Below are 17,423 nucleotides of genomic sequence, written 5' to 3' on the forward strand. Positions count from 1 at the left end.
TATCCGCCAAAAATGAACACGCAGGTTCTAACGTGAGCACAACAGACCATATCATCGACATCAGCGCCGTATGGACCCGGTACGGCAATACCGTCATCCATCGCGATCTCACCTTAAGCGTGAATTACGGCGAAGTGATGGCGATCATCGGCGGCTCTGGCAGCGGCAAGACCACTTTGCTGCGCCTCATGCTCGGACTCGAAGCTCCCAGCCGCGGCACCATCAAAGTGTTCGACGTCCCGCTGCAAGGCTGCACAGTGGCCGACCTGCGCCAGACCCGCAACCGCTGGGGCGTCCTGTTCCAGGAAGGCGCACTATTCTCGGCATTGAGCGTATTCGACAACGTCGCTCTGCCGCTGCGCGAACTCAAGGCGTTGCCCGAAGACGTGATCCGTGAGTTGGTGATGATGAAACTCGATCTGGTGGAAATCGACGCCATGAGCGCCAACAAGATGCCGTCCGAACTGTCAGGCGGCATGGTCAAGCGCGTCGCCCTGGCCCGCGCGCTGGCGCTCAACCCGGAACTGTTGTTCCTCGACGAACCCACCGCAGGCCTCGATCCTGAGCGCAGCCACGGCTTCGTGCAACTGATCGAATCCCTGCGCCGCGCGTTGAATCTCACCGTGGTCATGGTGACGCATGATGTCGACACCCTGCTGGCGCTGTCCGACCGGGTGGCCGTGCTGGCTAACCAGCAACTGCTGACGGTAGGTCCGCTGTGGGAAATCGTGCACCACCCCGATCCATTCGTACAGAATTTCTTCCTTGGCCACATCAAGCGCTGCGAACAGGAAAACGTCAAGGATTTCCGCGACAAGCTGGCCGTCGGCCTGCACGTTGCATGAAGTATAAGGAGATGGTCAATGGAAAACCGCGCCCATGCCCTGTCTGCCGGCCTGTTCCTGGTGTTGCTCTGCGTCGGACTGATACTCGTAGCGATCAGGTTGAACGGCAATACCGCCGATCAACAGGACTACCTGCTGTTATCCAGGACGCCGGTGTCAGGCCTGAACCGCAACGCGCCGGTGCGGCTGCGCGGCGTGGATGTGGGCAAGGTCAAGGATATCCGGTTTTCCCCGGCCGACCCGCATGTCATCCTGATCAAGATCGGGGTCGACCAGGGAACCCCCATCAACCAGGGTACCTATGCGCAACTGAGTTACCTGGGCATCACCGGGCTGTCTTTCGTGCAACTGGACGACGACGGCAGCAAACCGGAAAAATTCGCGCTCAATCCAGACGAAATTGGCCGCATCGAGATGCGGCCCTCGTTTTTCGACCAGATCGGCAATTCGGGACAGGATTTGCTGCGCGACACAGGCCAAGCGGCTAAACGGCTGAACAAACTGCTCAATGACGACAATCTGGAACAGTTGTCGCTGACGATCGTCAACCTCAAGACCGCTTCAGGCCGGATCGCCGACCTCGCCGCCGAACTGCAGCCGACGCTGGAAAAGCTTCCCGCCATCAGCGCCCGCACCGACAAAGCGTTGGCGCGCATGGATCCCTTGCTGTCAAATTTAAACGGTCTCACGCAAGAAGTCCGTACCCGCGTAGACACCCTGGATCGCATTCGCAGCACCGCTGACAATCTGGGCCAGACCAGCCAGGATTTAAAGGATGCGTTGCCGCAACTACATGTCATGATCAACGATTTTTCGCATAGTTCCCATGTGCTGGATCGCGTGCTGTCGGACGTCGAACAGCAACCGCAAAGCATTTTATTCGGGCGAAAACCCCCACCGCCGGGGCCGGGCGAGGTTGGATTTGCGGCGCCAACCGAGATACATTGACTTCCTGTATCAAGCACATTGTTTGGCGGAGCCAGAAAGCCATTTCATTTTAATTCCTGCCAACTATACTGGTGTGTTGAAAGCACCGATGCATCTAACCGACCATGAGGTGATCGCCATGAGCCAGCAACTAAGCGAAGACGGACTCGACCTTCTGTTTTTTAAAGCCCGTACACACAATGCCTGGCTGGAAAAGCCGGTCGGCGACGATATTCTGCGGCGTCTTTATGACGTGATGAAATGGGGGCCGACCAGCGCCAATTGTTCGCCGGCGCGTATTCTGTTCTTGCGTACGCCGGAAGCCAAGGAGCGGCTGCGGCCGGCGCTGGCCCCTGGAAATGTGGACAAGACCATGGCGGCCCCGGTCACGGCGATCATTGGCTACGACGGAAAATTCTATGAGCAGTTGCCAAAGCTGTTTCCGCATGCCGACGCCCGCGCCTGGTTCGCGGACACGCCCGAACTTGCCGAGGTCACCGCCAGGCGTAACAGCTCCCTGCAGGGAGCCTATTTCATGTTGGCCGCGCGCGCCCTCGGATTGGACTGCGGCCCGATGTCGGGATTCGACCAGGTGAAAGTCGATCACGAATTTTTTCCGGTGACGAAGCCATTGAATTTCGAATATGAATATTTCCCCGACAGTCACATCAAAACCAATTTCCTGTGCAATCTGGGCTATGGCGACCCGGACAAACTGTTCCCACGCAGTCCCCGTCTCGATTTCGACGAGGCATGCAAATTGCTGTGATTGATTTGGGTCGGGTACCGGCCCATTTACCCTTTTACTCGCCTCCGTCGACACCCCGCCGACATGTTTAGCTGCGCATCACGACGCTGAGCGGGAGGGCGGGAGCCATTTTTTATGGTCAATCATCCATTTCACTTTACGCATGACTTCTTCGCGCGCAATCTCCTCTTGCTCCATTGGCAAGTCCATACATTTGCGAATTGCGCCGTTCTCGATTTGGAAGGACCAGGTCCATCGCCCCTTTATTTCCTCATAGACTGTGACCGAGTAATGGATGCCTTTGTATTCAAATTCATGCGTCATGACCGCCTCCTTGATGGCAAGGCAATCCTAACATGTCCGCAATCACCTATTCATGAAATTGAAATGAGACGGGTTGGGAAATTTCTGGGCGGCGCTTCTCGTCATAGGCATCGATCAAGCTAATCATGCGCTCCATGCGAGCTTGCTCCAGCAGGGTTGTCTTACGGCCCCACAAAAAATCGAATTCAGTCACGAGCAAGAGATATTCGCTCTCGCAAACAATGGATTTATCTATTTTTTCCTCTGGCAAAATCGCCCCTCGATTTCGGCTCAGAGCGACTGTTCGCGCCACCAGGGTCGCCCTGTCTGCGGCGCGGCCAGGCTGAGCAATTCGCCCATTTGCGGCGTGCTGAGCGCTACTCCCTGTTGCTCTGCCAGCGCGACGATGCGCTCGAACGGGTCTTGCCACACGTGTAGCGCAAGGTCGAAGGTGCCGTTATGCACCGGCAGCAAGTGCTTGCCGTCCAGGTCGAGATGGGCTTGCAGGGTCTGTTCCGGCTGCATGTGCACGTCCGGCCAGTCATGGCCGTAAGCTCCGGTTTCTATCATGGTCAGGTCGAACGGCCCATAACGATTGCCAATCTCCTTGAAACCTTCGAAATAGCCGCTATCGCCACTGAAAAACAGCCGCAAATCATCATCCAATATCACCCAGGAAGCCCACAAAGTCCGATTGCCGTCGGCCAGGCTGCGCCCTGAAAAGTGACGCGCCGGTGTCGCCACCAGTTGCAGGCCGTCTACCCGGGTACTTTGCCACCAGTCCAGCTGCTGCACCTTCTGCGCCGGCACGCCCCATTTGATCAGCGTGTCCCCTACTCCCAGCGGCGCAAGGAAATGCTGCACCTTGCCGGCCAACTGCAGGATAGCGTCGTAATCCAAATGATCATAATGGTCATGCGACAAGACTACTCCTTTGATGGGAGGCAGCTCGGCGATGCTGATCGGCGGTTGGTGAAAGCGCTTCGGGCCTATCCACTGCAACGGCGAGGCGCGCTCGGAAAACACCGGGTCGGTCAGCCAGAATTCACCGCGCAGCTTCAGCAGCATGGTGGAATGGCCCAGGCGGAATAGCGAACGATCCGGTGCCGAGAGCAGTTGTTCGCTGCTGATTGCCTGCACCGGGATCGGTTTGGCCGGCACCGTTCCGGCTGGCTTGGCGAAAGCGAAGCGCCACAGGACTTGCAATGTCTTCCATAGGCCGTTCTTGTGCATGGAGCGACGATTCCTGAACTTGCCGTCGCGCCAATGCGAAGATTGCGGCTGAATATGCGTATTGAAAGCCTTGAGCGTTTCACTTGTCATGCTACTTACCCTGTTTAAATGCTGGTTGGTCAATGACTCCTTGTTGATCTCAGGCAGCAAGGAATTATTGCACTACACAGTGTAGTTTAAATTCAAAAAAAGTAAACTGCCTGGTGCAAATAATTTGTAAGCGGACTGAAGCCGTTGCAATCGCACCAGACGACTTCAGAAGATTGCGTCTTGATGATTGAATGCTTCATTTTGGTGCCTGGAATCAGGCATGAAATTTGCATATTGGAAACAAACATCAAATGACAACGGAGAAAAGCACCATGGATAGAAGACGGTTTCTTGGCAAGACGATTGTCATTGCGGGTAGCCTGGGAGCGTTTTCCTATACGTTGGCGCAGATCCTCAACATCAACGACGCCATCAACAAGTCGGGACGACAAAGGATGCTGTCGCAGCGCTTGGCGAAAGCCTATTTGCAACTGGGGCAAACGATTGACGCCGAGCGTTCCAGGAAAATCCTGGACGCTTCCCTTAGCCTCTTCGAGCGGCAGCTTGCCGAGCTTCGCACTTTTGCTCCAACCAATGAAAACAAGCTGGTGCTAGCCGAAATGGAGAAAACCTGGCTTAGCTACAAACAGGTATTAGCCGGGAAAACGCCTAATCAACAAGATGCCAGAAACATCATGGTCATCAATGAGGAGCTGCTGGCGATGGCTCAAACTGCCACTGTGCAACTGGAAAAATATTCCGGCAGCGCCAGTGGGCAGTTGGTAAACATCTCCGGGCGCCAGCGCATGCTGTCACAAAGAATGGCTAAATTTTATCAGGCGCTGCAATGGGATGTGGCGCCGGCCGACGCCATCGGCAAACTGGAACAGGCGCGCAAGGAGTTCACAAGCGGCATGCAAATCCTGAACAGCTCGTCCGGCAACACGACAAGAATCCGTGACGAGCTGCTGCTGGCGCAGCAGCAATGGATGTTTTTTGACGGCGCGCTGCGCCAAAGCGGAGATCAAAGAAACCATCAGCAATATGCAGTCAACGTCGCCACCACCAGCGAGCGCATATTGGAGGTAATGGACGGCGTTACCGGGCTGTATCAGCAGCTTGGCTGACAAACAACGATGGGCCGTGAATTTTCCCGGCACAGCGTCGCGACGGCAGCCGGGAACACCGGCTTACCCGGATTCAGCATCAACGCAGAATCGACCCATGCTTGCCGATCATGATCATTTCCACGAATTTCGATCCGTCGTGATTCGTCGGGGTATACGACACCCTCACCCCGCCCAGGTCAAAATCCCGTAGCGTTTCCAGTGCCGCCACCAGTTTTTCCCTGCTTGGATTGGGGCCGGCCCTGCGCAATCCTTCCGTCAACAGCTTTGCCGCTACGAAGCCTTCGAATGTCGAATAAGAAGTCGGCGGAGGTTTCGCCATTCCTTTCAAAACGGTCTGGAATTCCCTTGCCGCGCCTGCACTATAATTTTTCGGATAGGGCATCACTTGCATCACGCTCACACCGCGCCCGTCGTCGCCCAGCGATTCGAAGAAGGTATCGGAGCTGACATTGGAGAGCATCATGAAGGCAGGATGAAATCCCTGCTTGCGGACTTGTTTGACAAAATCGGCACAGACTGACGGCGTGCAAGCCATCAGCACCGCTTGCGGGTTGGCCGCCACGATGGCGTTGACGGCCTTGTCAATTTTCAGATCCTTGCGGTCATAGTTCGCAGTTACCACGGCATTCAGCTTGTGCGCCGCCAGATTGCGTTCAAAACCTGCCAGCCCATCCTTGCCAAAGCTGTCGTCCTGATACAGGATGGCCACCTTGCGGATCCCCAGGGAACCGAATAACTCAACCATTTTCGCCGTTTCGGCCTGATAGCTGGCGCGCAGATTGAACAGGTATGGATTGAATGGCTGGTGCAAGCTTTGTCCGCCCGAGAATGGCGCGATCATCGGCACCTTCTCTGTCAACAACAAGGGCAGCACGGCTTCTACCGTTGGCGTACTGCGATAGCCGAACAATGCCAGCGCCTTGTCTTCCTTTAACAGCTTCTCGGTATTGAGCCTGGCGGCTTCCGGTTTGCGTTTATCGTCATAGGACTTAAGCTCGATTTTCCGTCCATATACGCCGCCCTGGGCGTTGACCCAGGCGAAATAGGCCAGCGCCCCCTCCATGTTTTCCTTGCCGGTGGCTTCGCCCGATAACTCTACTGATTGTCCAATGACGATCTTTTCTTGTGCGTTGGCGATTGCTGCCGATGCCAAGAAAAAAAGCGCGGCGGACGCTGCGATAAGCGTTCTCATGATGGTTGTCTCCCTGGTTGTAATTATTTTCGTTCGACAATACTCTTCCAAAGCTTGCAATTAGCTTTCAATTTATTATCCAGTTGATTCTCGCAAGATCTGAGCCAGGCAGGAGCGCGCATTTTTTGCCAATCCCTTTCCTGAAATTACAATACAAAACAATAATCTCTTTTAAAATCAATTATCTATATTATATTTATAATGTATTACATTATATTTTTAGCACCATCGCAAATTGTATGAATTGTGCGCCGCGTGCAGGTAGGAGATGATGTCCTTATCGGGTTTTGAAGAAAACGCCTGATCTCAGATAGAACTGATTCTGCAAACAGAGGGGAAATGCATGGACAAGCAATTCGAAGAAGGCTTGCAAATACGCAAACAGGTAATGGGCGAGGAATTCGTGGCCAAGGCTTTCGCCAATGCCGATGACTTTACGCGGCCGCTGCAGGAATACATCACCCGCAATGCCTGGGGCACGGTCTGGTGCCGGGATGGCCTAGACCTGAAAACCCGCAGCCTGACTACGCTGGCAATGCTGACCGCGCTGGGGCGCACACAAGAACTGAAGGGACATGTGCGCGGCGCCCGCAACAACGGCGCCACGGTGGAAGAAATACGGGAAGTTCTGCTGCACGCAACCGTGTACTGCGGCGTACCGCTGGCGGTCGATGCTTTCCGTGCGGCGCAAGAGGTTTTGTCTGAAATGGCGGCGGCGGATCTCTAGGCCATATAAGATGCCGTTACCTGTATCGTCATCGCGCCATAACGGAGTCAACATGAGTATCTACCGCCGCCTGCTCGGCGCCGTACTGGTCACCACATTGGCCGCCGTCCTGCTATCCCCTTGCGCGCAGGCGGCTGAGCCGGTTCGCGTCGGTTCCAAGATCGACACCGAGGGTGCCTTGCTGGGCAATCTGATCCAACTGGTGCTGGAGGCGAATGGCATCAAGACCGTCAATCGCCTGCAGATCGGCAGCACCAAAGTGGTGCGCGGCGCCCTCATCTCCGGCGAGGTGGATGTCTATCCGGAATACACCGGCAACGGCGCTTTTTTCTTTTCCGATGAAAAGAACCCGGCCTGGAAAAATGCCGACCATGCTTATCAATTGGTCAAAAAGCTGGATTTTGAAAAAAACAAGCTGGTATGGCTAACCCCTGCCCCGGCCAACAACACCTGGTCTATCGCGGTTCGCCAGGATATCGCGCAGACCAACAAACTCAGGACGCTGACTGATCTGGGTCGCTGGATCAATCAGGGCGGCCGCTTCAAGCTGGCAGCCTCGGCCGAATTCATTGAGCGTCCGGACGCCTTGCCGGCGTTTGAAAGCAGCTATGGATTCAAGCTGAAACAGGATCAGCTGCTGACCTTGGCCGGCGGCGACACGGCGGCGACGATTAAAGCTGCCGCGGAACAGACTTCAGGCGTCAATGCCGCGATGGTGTACGGCACCGACGGCGCGATAGCCGCAATGGGACTGGTGGCGCTCGACGATGTGAAAGCGGTGCAGCCGGTCTATGCGCCAACCGCGGTGATCCGCAACGAGGTGCTGGCGAAGTACCCGAACATCCCCGATTTGCTGAAACCGGTATTCATTTCGCTGGATAGCCCGACGCTGCAGAGACTCAACGCCGGCATTGCGATCGAAGGACGCGACGCCCGCAAAATCGCCGGCGATTACCTGCGCAGCAAAGGTTTTATCAAATGACCATGACGCAGCCGGCAAAACTGCGGAATCCGGTGCACCTGCTGCTGATCATCGTCGCAATCATCGCCTGCACCAAGCTGCCCTTGCTTACCAGCGCCCCCAACCGGCTGCTCAGCGGCCAGGGCATCCTGCTTTACCAGCTGGGCGCTCGCTACTGGCTGCTGGCGCTTCCTGCTTTGCCGTTGCTGCTTGCTCCCTGGCTGCCGCCAACCCGGGCCAGCTGCATTATCTTGGTCATTGCGGCGGCGGGCCTGAGCGGCGGCCTATTGGCGTTGGCCGGACATGAAGCCCGGCTCCGCACCGGGGACATCGATTCCTTGGTGCGGGTCTCGTTCGGCGGCGCTTTTTGGTTATTGCTGCTGACTGCCTGGCTGCAACTGGCAGAGGCGCTGCGAGGCCTCGCCCTGTCGTTGGCGGCGCGGGTAACGGTGATACTGGCAGCGTTGACGCCCATCGTCGCACTGCTAGTATCGGGCCGCCTGGACAGGCTTTCACTGTTGCAGGAATACCAGAATCATCAGGATGCCTTCGACCTGGCGCTGTTACGCCATGTGCAGCTAGTGGCGTTTTCCGTAATGCCGGCAGTACTGATCGGCGCTTTGCTCGGTACGCTGTCTTTTCGCAGCCGGCTAGCACACAAGTTGCTGTTTCCGGTCCTGAACGCAATACAAACCATCCCCTCGATTGCACTGTTCGGCTTGCTCATCGCTCCGCTGGCGCTGCTGGGCAGCCTGTTTCCACAATCTGGAATTGGCGGCGTCGGCCTGGCGCCGGCATTGCTGGCGTTGACATTGTATTCGCTGTTGCCGATGACCCGCGGCACCCTGGCCGGACTGGAACAAGTGCCGCCCGCCGTGCGCGAGGCGGCGAGCGGCATCGGCATGTCGCCGTGGCAGATATTCTTTCGTGTCGAGCTGCCGCTGGCTTTGCCTATATTCCTGGCAAGCGTCCGTGTCACCGCCGTGCAAGCGATCGGCCTGGCGGTGGTGGCGGCGCTGATCGGCGCCGGCGGGTTTGGCGCCATCATGTTCCAGGGCATGGCCAGCAGCGCGCTGGATCTGGTGCTGCTGGGAGTAATCCCGGTGATTTTGCTGGCTATCGGTGTCGATACGCTGTTCAAGGTAGCGATTTCTATCTTCAGGGGCCAGAACCATGATTGAAATCAGCCAGGTAAGCAAAGCCTTCAACGGCTCGCAAGCGGTCCATGAGCTGTCTCTGACGATCGACAGTGGCGAGTTCGCCGTCTTGATCGGCACTTCCGGCTCCGGCAAGTCGACCATGCTGAAACTGCTCAATCGTTTGCTGGAACCGGATAGCGGCAGCATCCGCTTGCACGGCAAGAATATTGTCGAACACTCGCCGGAACAATTGCGGCGCCGTATCGGCTACGCGATCCAGTCGGTCGGTCTGTTTCCGCATTGGACGGTGGAACAAAACATCGGCGCCGTCCCGGCATTGCTGAAGTGGCCGAAAGCACGCATCCGCGAGCGCGTCGGCGAGCTGCTGGACCTGTTGCATCTGCCCCCAGAGGAATTCCGTCATCGCTATCCGGACCAGCTTTCCGGCGGCCAGCAGCAACGGGTGGGAGTGGCGCGCGCACTGGCGGCCGATCCTGACCTGCTGTTGATGGACGAGCCCTTCGGCGCGCTTGACCCGGTTACGCGTGCCAGCCTGCAACAGGAGCTGGCCAATATCCACAAGCTTTCCGGCAAGACGATCGTGCTGGTAACGCATGACATCGACGAAGCCCTGGCATTAGGCGAACGCATCGTCCTGATGAATCATGGACGCATCGTGCAACAGGGGGCGCCGCGCGACTTCCTGCTGTCGCCGGCGAACGATTTTGTGCGCGAATTCGTCGGCCAGAGCGATGTCGGCGTCCGGCTGCTCGGCCTGGACAAGATCGCCGGCAGGGCACGGATGCAACCCGCCATACCCGGCGAACCGATTCGCAGCAGCAGTACGCTGCGCGAGGCGCTGTCAGCCTTCATCACTCGTAAAGAAGCTCGCTTGCCGGTTATCGATGAGCATGGCCAACCCGCGGGAGTACTATATTTCGCCGACTTGCTGGAAAGTCCGCGATGAGACGGTTTTATCGCCATCGCTGGCTTGCCGTCAGCAGTCTGTTGCTGCTGGGTTTTACCTTTGGCATGCCGCTGACGGCGCCGCTATTCGCCAAGGCCTTTCCTGAGCTGGCCCGCCCTATGTATAGGCAAGATTCGTTTGCCGCGCTGGTGCTGGCGCATCTGAACATTGTGCTGCTGTCTGGCGTCGTCGCGGTGCTGGGAGGGGTGGCGGCGGGTTTATTGGTCACCAGGCCGGCGGGACGGCCGTTCCGTTCTTCGCTGGAAACGGTACTCGCCATCAGCCAGTCATTTCCTCCGGTAGCGGTGTTGGCAGTAGCCGTACCGCTCATCGGCTTCGGTGAAACCCCTGCCCTGATTGCGCTGGTCATGTATGGCGTACTGCCGGTGGCGCAAGGAACGATGGCTGGCTTGTCATCGATCCCGCCTTCGATCCTCGACATTGCGCGCGGCATCGGCATGGATCGCTGGCAAATCCTGTGCCGGGTAGAGCTGCCGCTGGCGGCGCCGGTGATACTGGCCGGCGTGCGCACCTCGGTAGTGATCAATATCGGTACGGCGGCAATTGCCTCCACCGTCGGCGCCAAAACCCTTGGACTGCCGATTATCGTCGGCCTGAGCGGATTCAACACAGCCTATGTGATCCAGGGCGCGCTGCTGGTTGCGCTGCTGGCGATTGTGGCCGATCAGTTGTTTGAGCTGTTGTCGCAACGCTGGGCGCCAGCGGTAAGCGTCGACTTGCGCCGCGACAGCAACTAGCTTATTGAAGCAGATATCATGATGGCAATAAGATAATGGGCAAGCAGGCCACTGACTCCTGATGTATTTCTGCAAAAAGCATGTTGCCATTCTGAAACACAAATAATTCAACATACTTTGACAGCGCGTTGCTGTGCAATATCCATCAATTCGCCTCCTTTGGCATCACAACAGAGTAAACTACGCGTCTCATTTAAAGATTTACGCAAAAAAGAGCTCTCGGGCTCGGTTTTGCGTAGGTCCTGTCATTGTTTCGCGTAGTGCGATTCGACCCAACAAGCACAAACCAGCGAGTGATGTCATGTCTGAACAAGCAATTCCCTTATTTACCGATTTAAACCTGAGCGAGCCCTTGATACGCGTGCTCAAGGAAGTCGGCTATGAATCACCGTCACCGATACAAGCGGCGACTATCCCGATCCTGCTCAGCAATCGCGATGTTTTGGGGCAAGCGCAAACCGGTACCGGCAAGACCGCCGCTTTTGCGCTGCCTATCCTGTCGCGCATCGATCTCAAACAAAGCACGCCGCAAGCACTGGTATTGGCGCCAACCCGCGAACTGGCAATTCAAGTCGCGGAAGCGTTCCAGCGTTACGCCACCCATATCCCGGGTTTCCATGTGTTGCCGATTTACGGCGGCCAAAGCTACGGCCCGCAATTAAGCGCATTGCGTCGCGGCGTGCATGTGGTGGTAGGAACGCCGGGGCGCGTGATCGACCACCTGGATAAAGGTTCGCTGGACCTGTCCAAATTAAAGACACTGGTATTGGATGAAGCCGACGAAATGCTGCGTATGGGTTTCATCGACGATGTCGAACGGATTTTGAAAGAAACCCCGGCAAGCCGCCAGACCACGCTGTTCTCGGCCACCATGCCAGCGGTGATCAAGCGCATCGCCAAAACCTATTTGCGCGACCCGGCAGAAATCACCGTCGCCGCCAAAACCGGCACGGCCGACAACATTCGCCAGCGCTATTGGCTAGTCAGCGGCATGCACAAACTGGATGCCTTGACGCGCATTTTGGAAGCTGAGACTTTCGACGGCATGATCATTTTTTCACGCACGAAAATGGGCACGGAAGAATTGGCGGGCAAATTGCAGGCACGCGGATTTTCCGCCGCGGCGATTAACGGCGATATCAATCAACAACAGCGCGAGCGCACCATTCAGCAACTGAAAGACGGCAAGATCGATATCCTGGTCGCCACCGACGTCGCTGCTCGCGGCCTGGATGTCGAACGCATCAGTCACGTCATCAATTACGACGTGCCGCACGATCCGGAAAGCTATACCCACCGTATCGGCCGCACCGGCCGTGCCGGCCGCAGCGGTGAAGCGATTCTGTTCATCACGCCACGTGAAAGAAATCTGCTGAAAGCAATTGAGCGTGCGACCCGCCAACCCGTCTCGCCATTGACCTTGCCGACTGTACAAGCCGTCAACGACGTCCGCATCGCCAGATTCAAAGAGCAGATCAGCGCCACCCTGGCTCTAGGCGCATTGGAAGAATACGCTTCCATCATTGAAGATTTCGAACGCGAACAAAACATACCGGCAGTAGAGATTGCTGCGGCGCTGGCCAAAATGGCGCGCGGCAATGAGCCGTTGCTGCTGGATAAAAAGCACGGCGCCCCGGAGCCATTTGAAGCACGCAAATCAGCATCCGCCAAATCCTGGTCGGATGAGAAACCTGTGCGTGGCGGCAGATTTGAGCGTGGCGAACGTTTTGAAAAAGCGTCGCCGTCAGAACGCTTTGAGCGCCCTGAACGTTCAGTACGGCCAGATCAATTTGAGCGTCCAGCACGTTCAGAGCATGGCGATCGCAGCGAACGTCCGGCTGCGCCAAAAAAAGATCGTGGCCACGGCAACGATTTTGACATGGCGCACTTCCGCATCGAAGTCGGCCATAGCCACGGCGTCAAACCCGGCAACATTGTCGGCGCCATCGCCAATGAAGCGGGATTGGAAGCCAAACATATCGGCCGCATCGAAATCTTTGATGACTACAGCACCCTGGATTTACCTGCAGGCATGCCGAAAGATTTGATGGAGCATCTGAAAAAAGTATGGGTCTCGGGGCAGCAATTGAAAATAAGCGCTGCCGATGAAGCAATGCCGCATGGCGGTCAGCCCGTCAAGAAATTCGCGGACAAGCTGACGCCGGGAAAATCCGGCGGCGACAGAAGAGTGTTTGAAAAAGATGGCGCTAAAAAACCGCCGTTCAAAGGAAAAAGCGATTTTGCCGCTCGTACCGATGCGAGTAAAGCCAGGCCGGCCAAGCCCCATCGCAAGGGGCCTAAGCCCGCGTAATTAATAAAAATTGACAACGCTGTTGCAACAGCGCCGAAGATATAAAATGGCGGTGGTCGCAAGACCTGCCGCCATTTTTGCATCTACGCAAAGACAAGGAAACGTTGCTGTACATGGGCGGCAGCAACCAGGAGAGAACCATGAAGCTCAAGGGATCCTGCCATTGCGGCGCAGTTCGCTTCAGTCTGGATAGCGACTCGCCGTATCCCTACCAGCGCTGCTATTGTTCGATTTGCCGCAAGACCCAAGGCGGCGGCGGATATGCCATCAATCTCGGCGGCGACGCCAGGACCTTGAAAGTACTGGGGCAAGACGACGTCAGCGTCTACCACGCCAAACTCAAACGAAAAGGCGAACAGCGCGTCCATACCAGCACAGCCCAAAGGCATTTTTGCCGGCGCTGCGGCAGCGCGCTCTGGCTCTACGATCCGGAATGGCCTGAGCTAGTCCACCCTTTTGCTTCCGCCATCGATACACCGCTGCCGACGCCACCCGAACATACCCATCTGCTATTAGCCTACAAAGCGCCGTGGGTGGAGGTCAAGGCAGGCCGCAAGGACAAGCAGTTCGCTGAATTTCCGCGTGAATCCCTGTTTGAATGGCATCAGCGGCTCGGTCTTCTTGCATGACACGCCCTGGGAGGCAGGTGCCGATTCCACATGCAGCATAACCAGCAATCCGGCTGCTGGTTGGCGAGCCGGATTGCCGCAACAAGCTACAACATTTAGAAAGAGTGACTGATACCGGCGTAACCGCCATTTTGTGCGTGGCCTGGCAACGGGCTATCGAACTCCGTTCCGAAATCGGCGTTACCCTTGTTGCGCACCGTGCCGACCGCCGCATACAGCAAGGTCCGTTTCGACAGATTGTAGTTGGCGCCGACCATGAACAGGCTGGCGCTTCCCGCATCGTGGTTGAGCTTGGCATGGAACGCCGCACCGATCAGTGTCAACGCCGGTGTAACCGCGTAATTGACGCCGATCCAGTAGTGGTTCAGCTTGTCCGGATCGGCAGCCGCGGCTGCGTCCGGGGCCGAGATGTTTTCGTAGCCGGCAAACAGCTTTAACTGGTCCACGGTATAGGTGCCGCCCACAATCAGATCCTTGGATGCGGTGTAGACGCTGGTATAACGGCCGTTGGCGTCGCGGATAACGTCATAGATCGCACGCAGTTCGAGTCCGCCGGTGGTGTACACCAGTGAAATGCCGTCGCTGCGGCCGTTTTTGGTGGAACCTGCCTGCTCGCCCAGACTGGTCTGCATGGTGGCGTTAAAGCCGCCCCAGGTCGGAGTCTGGTATTCGATGACGTTGTTGGCGCCCGGCCAGTTGCGGCCTTTGACCAGGCTGGCGGTGCCCATGAATTGCTGGCCGGTAGGATCCAGGTACCAGACATCGTTGACGATAAACAGGTTTTTACCGAATTTGATCGATCCGGCGCCGCCGTTCAAGCCGACATAGGAACGCCGATTGAACAAGGCGCTGCCGTTGGTAGTGCCCTTGGTGGCGTCAAAACCGGATTCCAACAGGAAGAAGGCACTAAGGCCGCTACCCAGATCTTCGTTGCCCTTGAAGCCGATCATGCTGGTACCCCACTGGTTGCCGGATGCCGCCAGCTTGCTGCCTGTCTGGCCGGTGGGATTGCCGCTGGCGTCTTTCAGCGCAACATTGGTTTGATAGTCGACGCCGGCGTCAACCCGGCCATAGACAGTGACGCTGGTCTGCGCCTGCGCCGGAATACAAGCGGCGCCGATCAGCATGGTGGCAGCCGCGGCCTGCATGCATTGCAATGTGATTTTTTTCATGCTTAGTCCCCTTTTATAGTTGAATTTTGTTCGAACGCCCTCCTCTCAGCATCGGAGATAGATTCGAACCTTCGCTAGAAGCCTTAGGTATTGCGAGCGCGCAGCAGAAAGTAGCCGATAGTGGCGCTGACCGCGTCAGCTATCGGCAGTCCTTGTTATGGGTAAAGTTGTCGCGCTTGATTGCCGAACCGATGCAGCTTGTTGGCGGCACCGGTTCGTGTCGGAGCCCGGAAGATCAGTCGTAAAGCACGGCTGCGATCTTGGGATCGTTGATGTTGCTCTTGTCGTACCAGTAGAAACCGGTGTCGATCACCTTCGGTAATTTCTCGCCCTTGAGCGCCTTGACGGCGGCTTCTACCGTCTTGTAGCCGATGCCGACCGGGTTCTGGGTGATGGCGCCGGCCATGCTGCCGTCGCGAATCGCGTCTTTCTGCTGTTTACCAGAGTCGTAGCCGATCACTACCAGCTTGCGTTTCATTTCCTTGACGCCGTTCAGCACGCCGATTGCCGAACCTTCATTCGTGCCGAAGGCGCCTTTGAGATGAGGATAGGCTTGCAGGATGGATTTGGTGATTTCAGTCGATTTCAGCTGATCGCCGGCGCCGTATTGGATGCTGACGATCTTGATCTTCGGATAGGCTTTCATGCGTTCGACGAAACCGTCACGCCGATCGATACCGGTGCGGCTGGTCTGATCGTGCGCCACTACCGCGACTTCGCCCTCTTTGCCGATCAATTCCGCCATCTTGTCCGCCGCCAATCCCGCTGCGGCCTTGTTGTCGGTGGTGGCCGTGGTCACAGGGATATCGCTGTCCACGCCCGAGTCAAAGGCGACAATCGGGATATGCGCGGCCTGGGCCTTTTTCAGCAATGGCAAGGCGGCCTTGCTGTCCAATGCGGCGAAGCCGATGGCTTTGGGTTTCTTGGCCAGCGCTGCCGACAGCATGTCGATCTGTTTGTCGACCATCGCTTCGGTTTCCGGGCCCTCGAACGACACCTTCACATTAAAATCCTTGGCCGCCTGCTCGGCGCCGGACTTTACCGCTTGCCAGAACTGATGCTGGAAGCCCTTGGAGATCAGCGGAATATAGGTTTCTTCGGCGCTTGCCGTAGCGCTCAATCCAAGTGCAAACGCGAGGCCGACGGCAATACTGACTGCTCTTCTCTTTATCATTTCAAGTCTCCTTATTTTGGTTATAAAACGGTGGGCATTGACGCCTATGCCCGGAACTTCATGTACACGTACAGAACCTCTTTCCAACTCCATCTTTCGCTCATAGAAGCCAGCTGCCTCATTGACGGCGGCGGCGCAGGATGTCCATGTAGACCGCCAGGATGATGATGACGCCGGTCACCACGGTTTGCCATTCCTGGGCGACGGACATCATGCGCAGGCCGTTGATCAGCACGCTCATGATGAAGGCGCCGATGATCGTGCCGAGTACGGTGCCGGTACCGCCCGACAGCGAGGTGCCGCCGATCACCACCGCGGCAATCGCATCCAGCTCGTAACCCTGGCCCAGCGCCGGCTGTGCCGAATTCAGGCGCGATGCAATCAGCAGGCCGGCAATGCCGCAGATGGCGCCGCCGAAGGTATACACGGCGACCTTCCAGAAATCGACATTCACGCCAGACAGGCGCAAGGCTTCTTCGTTGCTGCCCAAGGCAAAGGTATAGCGGCCGAATATGGTTTTGTTGAGCACGATGCCAGCCGCAATCGCTACCAGGAACAGGATCAGCACTGCATTGGGAATCGGCAAGGCGGGAATCAAATCGCCGATCAGCGATTCCTGCGAGATGCTCGAAAATCCCGGCGTGTCATTGAAATAGATCGGCTTGGTGCCAGAGATCACCAGCGACAAACCCTTGAGCAACATCATCATGCCCAGCGTCGCGATAAAAGGAGGAATCTTGAATTTGGCCACCAGCACGCCGGAAATCCAGCCGCACAAGGCGCCGAAGACGATCGCGGCGACAATCCCGACGTAGAGCGGCATCCCCCAGTAAGTAAGAAACACCCCGGCCATCACCGCGCAGAAAGTCATCAGGGTGCCCACCGACAAATCAATGCCGGCGGTGATGATGACGAAAGTACAGGCAATCGCCAGCACACCGTTGACGGCGGTGGATTGCAGGATGCTCACCAGGTTGTCGACCTGCAGGAAATTCGGCGATGCAAAGCTGAAAAACACCAGCAATACCAGCAGGCTGGCAAACGCCAACAGCTTTTGCCGCGTGGCCGGATGGAATATCTTGGCCTTGAGAGAGGCGAGTGCGCCCTGTCCGTCTATGGGCGGCTTTACTTGCGACAGAGGGTTCTGGATATGTGCCATGTTGGTCTTCATGAATGT

The 17,423-nt window shown here is 56.8% G+C and carries 18 protein-coding genes; 11 read left to right on the forward strand and 7 right to left on the reverse strand.

Annotated features, from left to right (window positions below):
* The first annotated feature begins 32 nt into the window (after nucleotides 1-32).
* The 3 genes from BLV81_RS02845 to BLV81_RS02855 all read left to right on the forward strand — a co-directional run bounded on the left by BLV81_RS02845 (nucleotide 33) and on the right by BLV81_RS02855 (nucleotide 2,541).
* Complete coding sequence (locus BLV81_RS02845; RefSeq protein WP_092352192.1) at nucleotides 33-845, forward strand: ABC transporter ATP-binding protein; 813 nt, start codon at nucleotides 33-35, stop codon at nucleotides 843-845.
* Nucleotides 846-863: 18 nt separating this feature from the next.
* Entirely contained in the window at nucleotides 864-1,793 is a 930-nt protein-coding gene (locus BLV81_RS02850) for an MlaD family protein (protein WP_092352194.1), read from the forward strand.
* A gap of 118 nt (nucleotides 1,794-1,911) precedes the next feature.
* On the forward strand, nucleotides 1,912-2,541 hold the full coding sequence (locus BLV81_RS02855; RefSeq protein ID WP_092352360.1) for a malonic semialdehyde reductase: 630 nt from the start codon (nucleotides 1,912-1,914) through the stop codon (nucleotides 2,539-2,541).
* A gap of 78 nt (nucleotides 2,542-2,619) precedes the next feature.
* Here the strand turns inward: BLV81_RS02855 and BLV81_RS02860 are convergent, their stop codons facing one another.
* Genes BLV81_RS02860 through BLV81_RS02870 form a run of 3 tightly spaced genes read right to left on the reverse strand, consistent with a single transcriptional unit; the run spans nucleotide 2,620 to nucleotide 4,146 of the window.
* Nucleotides 2,620-2,844 carry a hypothetical protein gene (locus BLV81_RS02860; protein ID WP_092352196.1) on the reverse strand — a complete coding sequence of 75 codons (225 nt, stop codon included), beginning with the start codon at nucleotides 2,842-2,844 and terminating at the stop codon, nucleotides 2,620-2,622.
* 46 nt (nucleotides 2,845-2,890) lie between these two features.
* Nucleotides 2,891-3,136 (reverse strand): hypothetical protein, encoded by a 246-nt coding sequence (locus tag BLV81_RS02865; protein WP_255364895.1) that lies wholly within the window; start codon nucleotides 3,134-3,136, stop codon nucleotides 2,891-2,893.
* Nucleotides 3,115-4,146: an MBL fold metallo-hydrolase gene (locus BLV81_RS02870; protein WP_092352198.1), complete on the reverse strand. Its 1,032-nt coding sequence runs from the start codon at nucleotides 4,144-4,146 to the stop codon at nucleotides 3,115-3,117. The genes BLV81_RS02865 and BLV81_RS02870 overlap by 22 nt, the downstream gene beginning before the upstream one ends.
* A gap of 272 nt (nucleotides 4,147-4,418) precedes the next feature.
* On the opposite strand from BLV81_RS02870, the gene BLV81_RS02875 reads away from it, so the two are divergent.
* Entirely contained in the window at nucleotides 4,419-5,213 is a 795-nt protein-coding gene (locus BLV81_RS02875; RefSeq protein WP_092352200.1) for a type IV pili methyl-accepting chemotaxis transducer N-terminal domain-containing protein, read from the forward strand.
* A 79-nt stretch (nucleotides 5,214-5,292) separates the two neighbouring features.
* On the opposite strand, the gene BLV81_RS02880 is transcribed toward BLV81_RS02875, so the two are convergent.
* Entirely contained in the window at nucleotides 5,293-6,408 is a 1,116-nt protein-coding gene (locus BLV81_RS02880) for an ABC transporter substrate-binding protein (RefSeq protein ID WP_092352202.1), read from the reverse strand.
* Nucleotides 6,409-6,751: 343 nt separating this feature from the next.
* On the opposite strand from BLV81_RS02880, the gene pcaC reads away from it, so the two are divergent.
* From pcaC to BLV81_RS02915, 7 genes are all read left to right on the forward strand, one after another.
* Nucleotides 6,752-7,135 (forward strand): 4-carboxymuconolactone decarboxylase, encoded by a 384-nt coding sequence (gene pcaC / locus BLV81_RS02885; RefSeq protein WP_092352204.1) that lies wholly within the window; start codon nucleotides 6,752-6,754, stop codon nucleotides 7,133-7,135.
* 52 nt (nucleotides 7,136-7,187) lie between these two features.
* Nucleotides 7,188-8,117 (forward strand): glycine betaine ABC transporter substrate-binding protein OsmF, encoded by a 930-nt coding sequence (locus tag BLV81_RS02890; RefSeq protein WP_092352206.1) that lies wholly within the window; start codon nucleotides 7,188-7,190, stop codon nucleotides 8,115-8,117.
* On the forward strand, nucleotides 8,114-9,277 hold the full coding sequence (locus BLV81_RS02895; RefSeq protein WP_092352208.1) for an ABC transporter permease: 1,164 nt from the start codon (nucleotides 8,114-8,116) through the stop codon (nucleotides 9,275-9,277). The genes BLV81_RS02890 and BLV81_RS02895 overlap by 4 nt, the downstream gene beginning before the upstream one ends.
* Complete coding sequence (locus BLV81_RS02900) at nucleotides 9,270-10,202, forward strand: ABC transporter ATP-binding protein (protein WP_092352210.1); 933 nt, start codon at nucleotides 9,270-9,272, stop codon at nucleotides 10,200-10,202. Before BLV81_RS02895 ends, BLV81_RS02900 begins: the two co-directional genes overlap by 8 nt.
* Complete coding sequence (locus tag BLV81_RS02905) at nucleotides 10,199-10,960, forward strand: ABC transporter permease (RefSeq protein WP_092352212.1); 762 nt, start codon at nucleotides 10,199-10,201, stop codon at nucleotides 10,958-10,960. The genes BLV81_RS02900 and BLV81_RS02905 overlap by 4 nt, the downstream gene beginning before the upstream one ends.
* A gap of 301 nt (nucleotides 10,961-11,261) precedes the next feature.
* A complete protein-coding gene (locus tag BLV81_RS02910; protein WP_092352214.1) occupies nucleotides 11,262-13,271 on the forward strand; it encodes a DEAD/DEAH box helicase in 2,010 nt (669 codons plus the stop codon).
* Nucleotides 13,272-13,411: 140 nt separating this feature from the next.
* The gene (locus tag BLV81_RS02915; RefSeq protein WP_092352364.1) at nucleotides 13,412-13,900 is read left to right on the forward strand and encodes a GFA family protein; all 489 of its coding nucleotides are present in this window, start codon (nucleotides 13,412-13,414) and stop codon (nucleotides 13,898-13,900) included.
* A 95-nt stretch (nucleotides 13,901-13,995) separates the two neighbouring features.
* Here BLV81_RS02915 and BLV81_RS02920 read toward each other — a convergent pair whose 3' ends face one another.
* From BLV81_RS02920 to BLV81_RS02930, 3 genes are all read right to left on the reverse strand, one after another.
* Nucleotides 13,996-15,072, reverse strand: coding sequence for a porin (locus tag BLV81_RS02920; protein ID WP_092352216.1), 1,077 nt, complete (start codon nucleotides 15,070-15,072; stop codon nucleotides 13,996-13,998).
* Between the two features lie 235 nt (nucleotides 15,073-15,307).
* The gene (locus BLV81_RS02925; protein ID WP_092352218.1) at nucleotides 15,308-16,246 is read right to left on the reverse strand and encodes an ABC transporter substrate-binding protein; all 939 of its coding nucleotides are present in this window, start codon (nucleotides 16,244-16,246) and stop codon (nucleotides 15,308-15,310) included.
* Between the two features lie 118 nt (nucleotides 16,247-16,364).
* Nucleotides 16,365-17,405 (reverse strand): ABC transporter permease, encoded by a 1,041-nt coding sequence (locus tag BLV81_RS02930; protein ID WP_092352366.1) that lies wholly within the window; start codon nucleotides 17,403-17,405, stop codon nucleotides 16,365-16,367.
* Nucleotides 17,406-17,423 lie beyond the last annotated feature (18 nt).

This window comes from Collimonas sp. OK242 (genome assembly GCF_900107095.1).
Lineage (GTDB): Bacteria > Pseudomonadota > Gammaproteobacteria > Burkholderiales > Burkholderiaceae_D > Collimonas.

Coding starts and splice junctions, on each gene's coding strand:
- BLV81_RS02860 (WP_092352196.1), bottom strand. CDS start 2,844: ATGACGCATGAATTTGAATACAAAGGCATCCATTACTCGGTCACAGTC.
- BLV81_RS02930 (WP_092352366.1), bottom strand. CDS start 17,405: ATGGCACATATCCAGAACCCTCTGTCGCAAGTAAAGCCGCCCATAGAC.
- BLV81_RS02850 (WP_092352194.1), top strand. CDS start 864: ATGGAAAACCGCGCCCATGCCCTGTCTGCCGGCCTGTTCCTGGTGTTG.
- BLV81_RS02870 (WP_092352198.1), bottom strand. CDS start 4,146: ATGACAAGTGAAACGCTCAAGGCTTTCAATACGCATATTCAGCCGCAA.
- BLV81_RS02910 (WP_092352214.1), top strand. CDS start 11,262: ATGTCTGAACAAGCAATTCCCTTATTTACCGATTTAAACCTGAGCGAG.
- BLV81_RS02915 (WP_092352364.1), top strand. CDS start 13,412: ATGAAGCTCAAGGGATCCTGCCATTGCGGCGCAGTTCGCTTCAGTCTG.
- BLV81_RS02920 (WP_092352216.1), bottom strand. CDS start 15,072: ATGAAAAAAATCACATTGCAATGCATGCAGGCCGCGGCTGCCACCATG.
- BLV81_RS02880 (WP_092352202.1), bottom strand. CDS start 6,408: ATGAGAACGCTTATCGCAGCGTCCGCCGCGCTTTTTTTCTTGGCATCG.
- BLV81_RS02905 (WP_092352212.1), top strand. CDS start 10,199: ATGAGACGGTTTTATCGCCATCGCTGGCTTGCCGTCAGCAGTCTGTTG.
- BLV81_RS02875 (WP_092352200.1), top strand. CDS start 4,419: ATGGATAGAAGACGGTTTCTTGGCAAGACGATTGTCATTGCGGGTAGC.
- BLV81_RS02925 (WP_092352218.1), bottom strand. CDS start 16,246: ATGATAAAGAGAAGAGCAGTCAGTATTGCCGTCGGCCTCGCGTTTGCA.
- pcaC (WP_092352204.1), top strand. CDS start 6,752: ATGGACAAGCAATTCGAAGAAGGCTTGCAAATACGCAAACAGGTAATG.
- BLV81_RS02855 (WP_092352360.1), top strand. CDS start 1,912: ATGAGCCAGCAACTAAGCGAAGACGGACTCGACCTTCTGTTTTTTAAA.
- BLV81_RS02900 (WP_092352210.1), top strand. CDS start 9,270: ATGATTGAAATCAGCCAGGTAAGCAAAGCCTTCAACGGCTCGCAAGCG.
- BLV81_RS02895 (WP_092352208.1), top strand. CDS start 8,114: ATGACCATGACGCAGCCGGCAAAACTGCGGAATCCGGTGCACCTGCTG.
- BLV81_RS02890 (WP_092352206.1), top strand. CDS start 7,188: ATGAGTATCTACCGCCGCCTGCTCGGCGCCGTACTGGTCACCACATTG.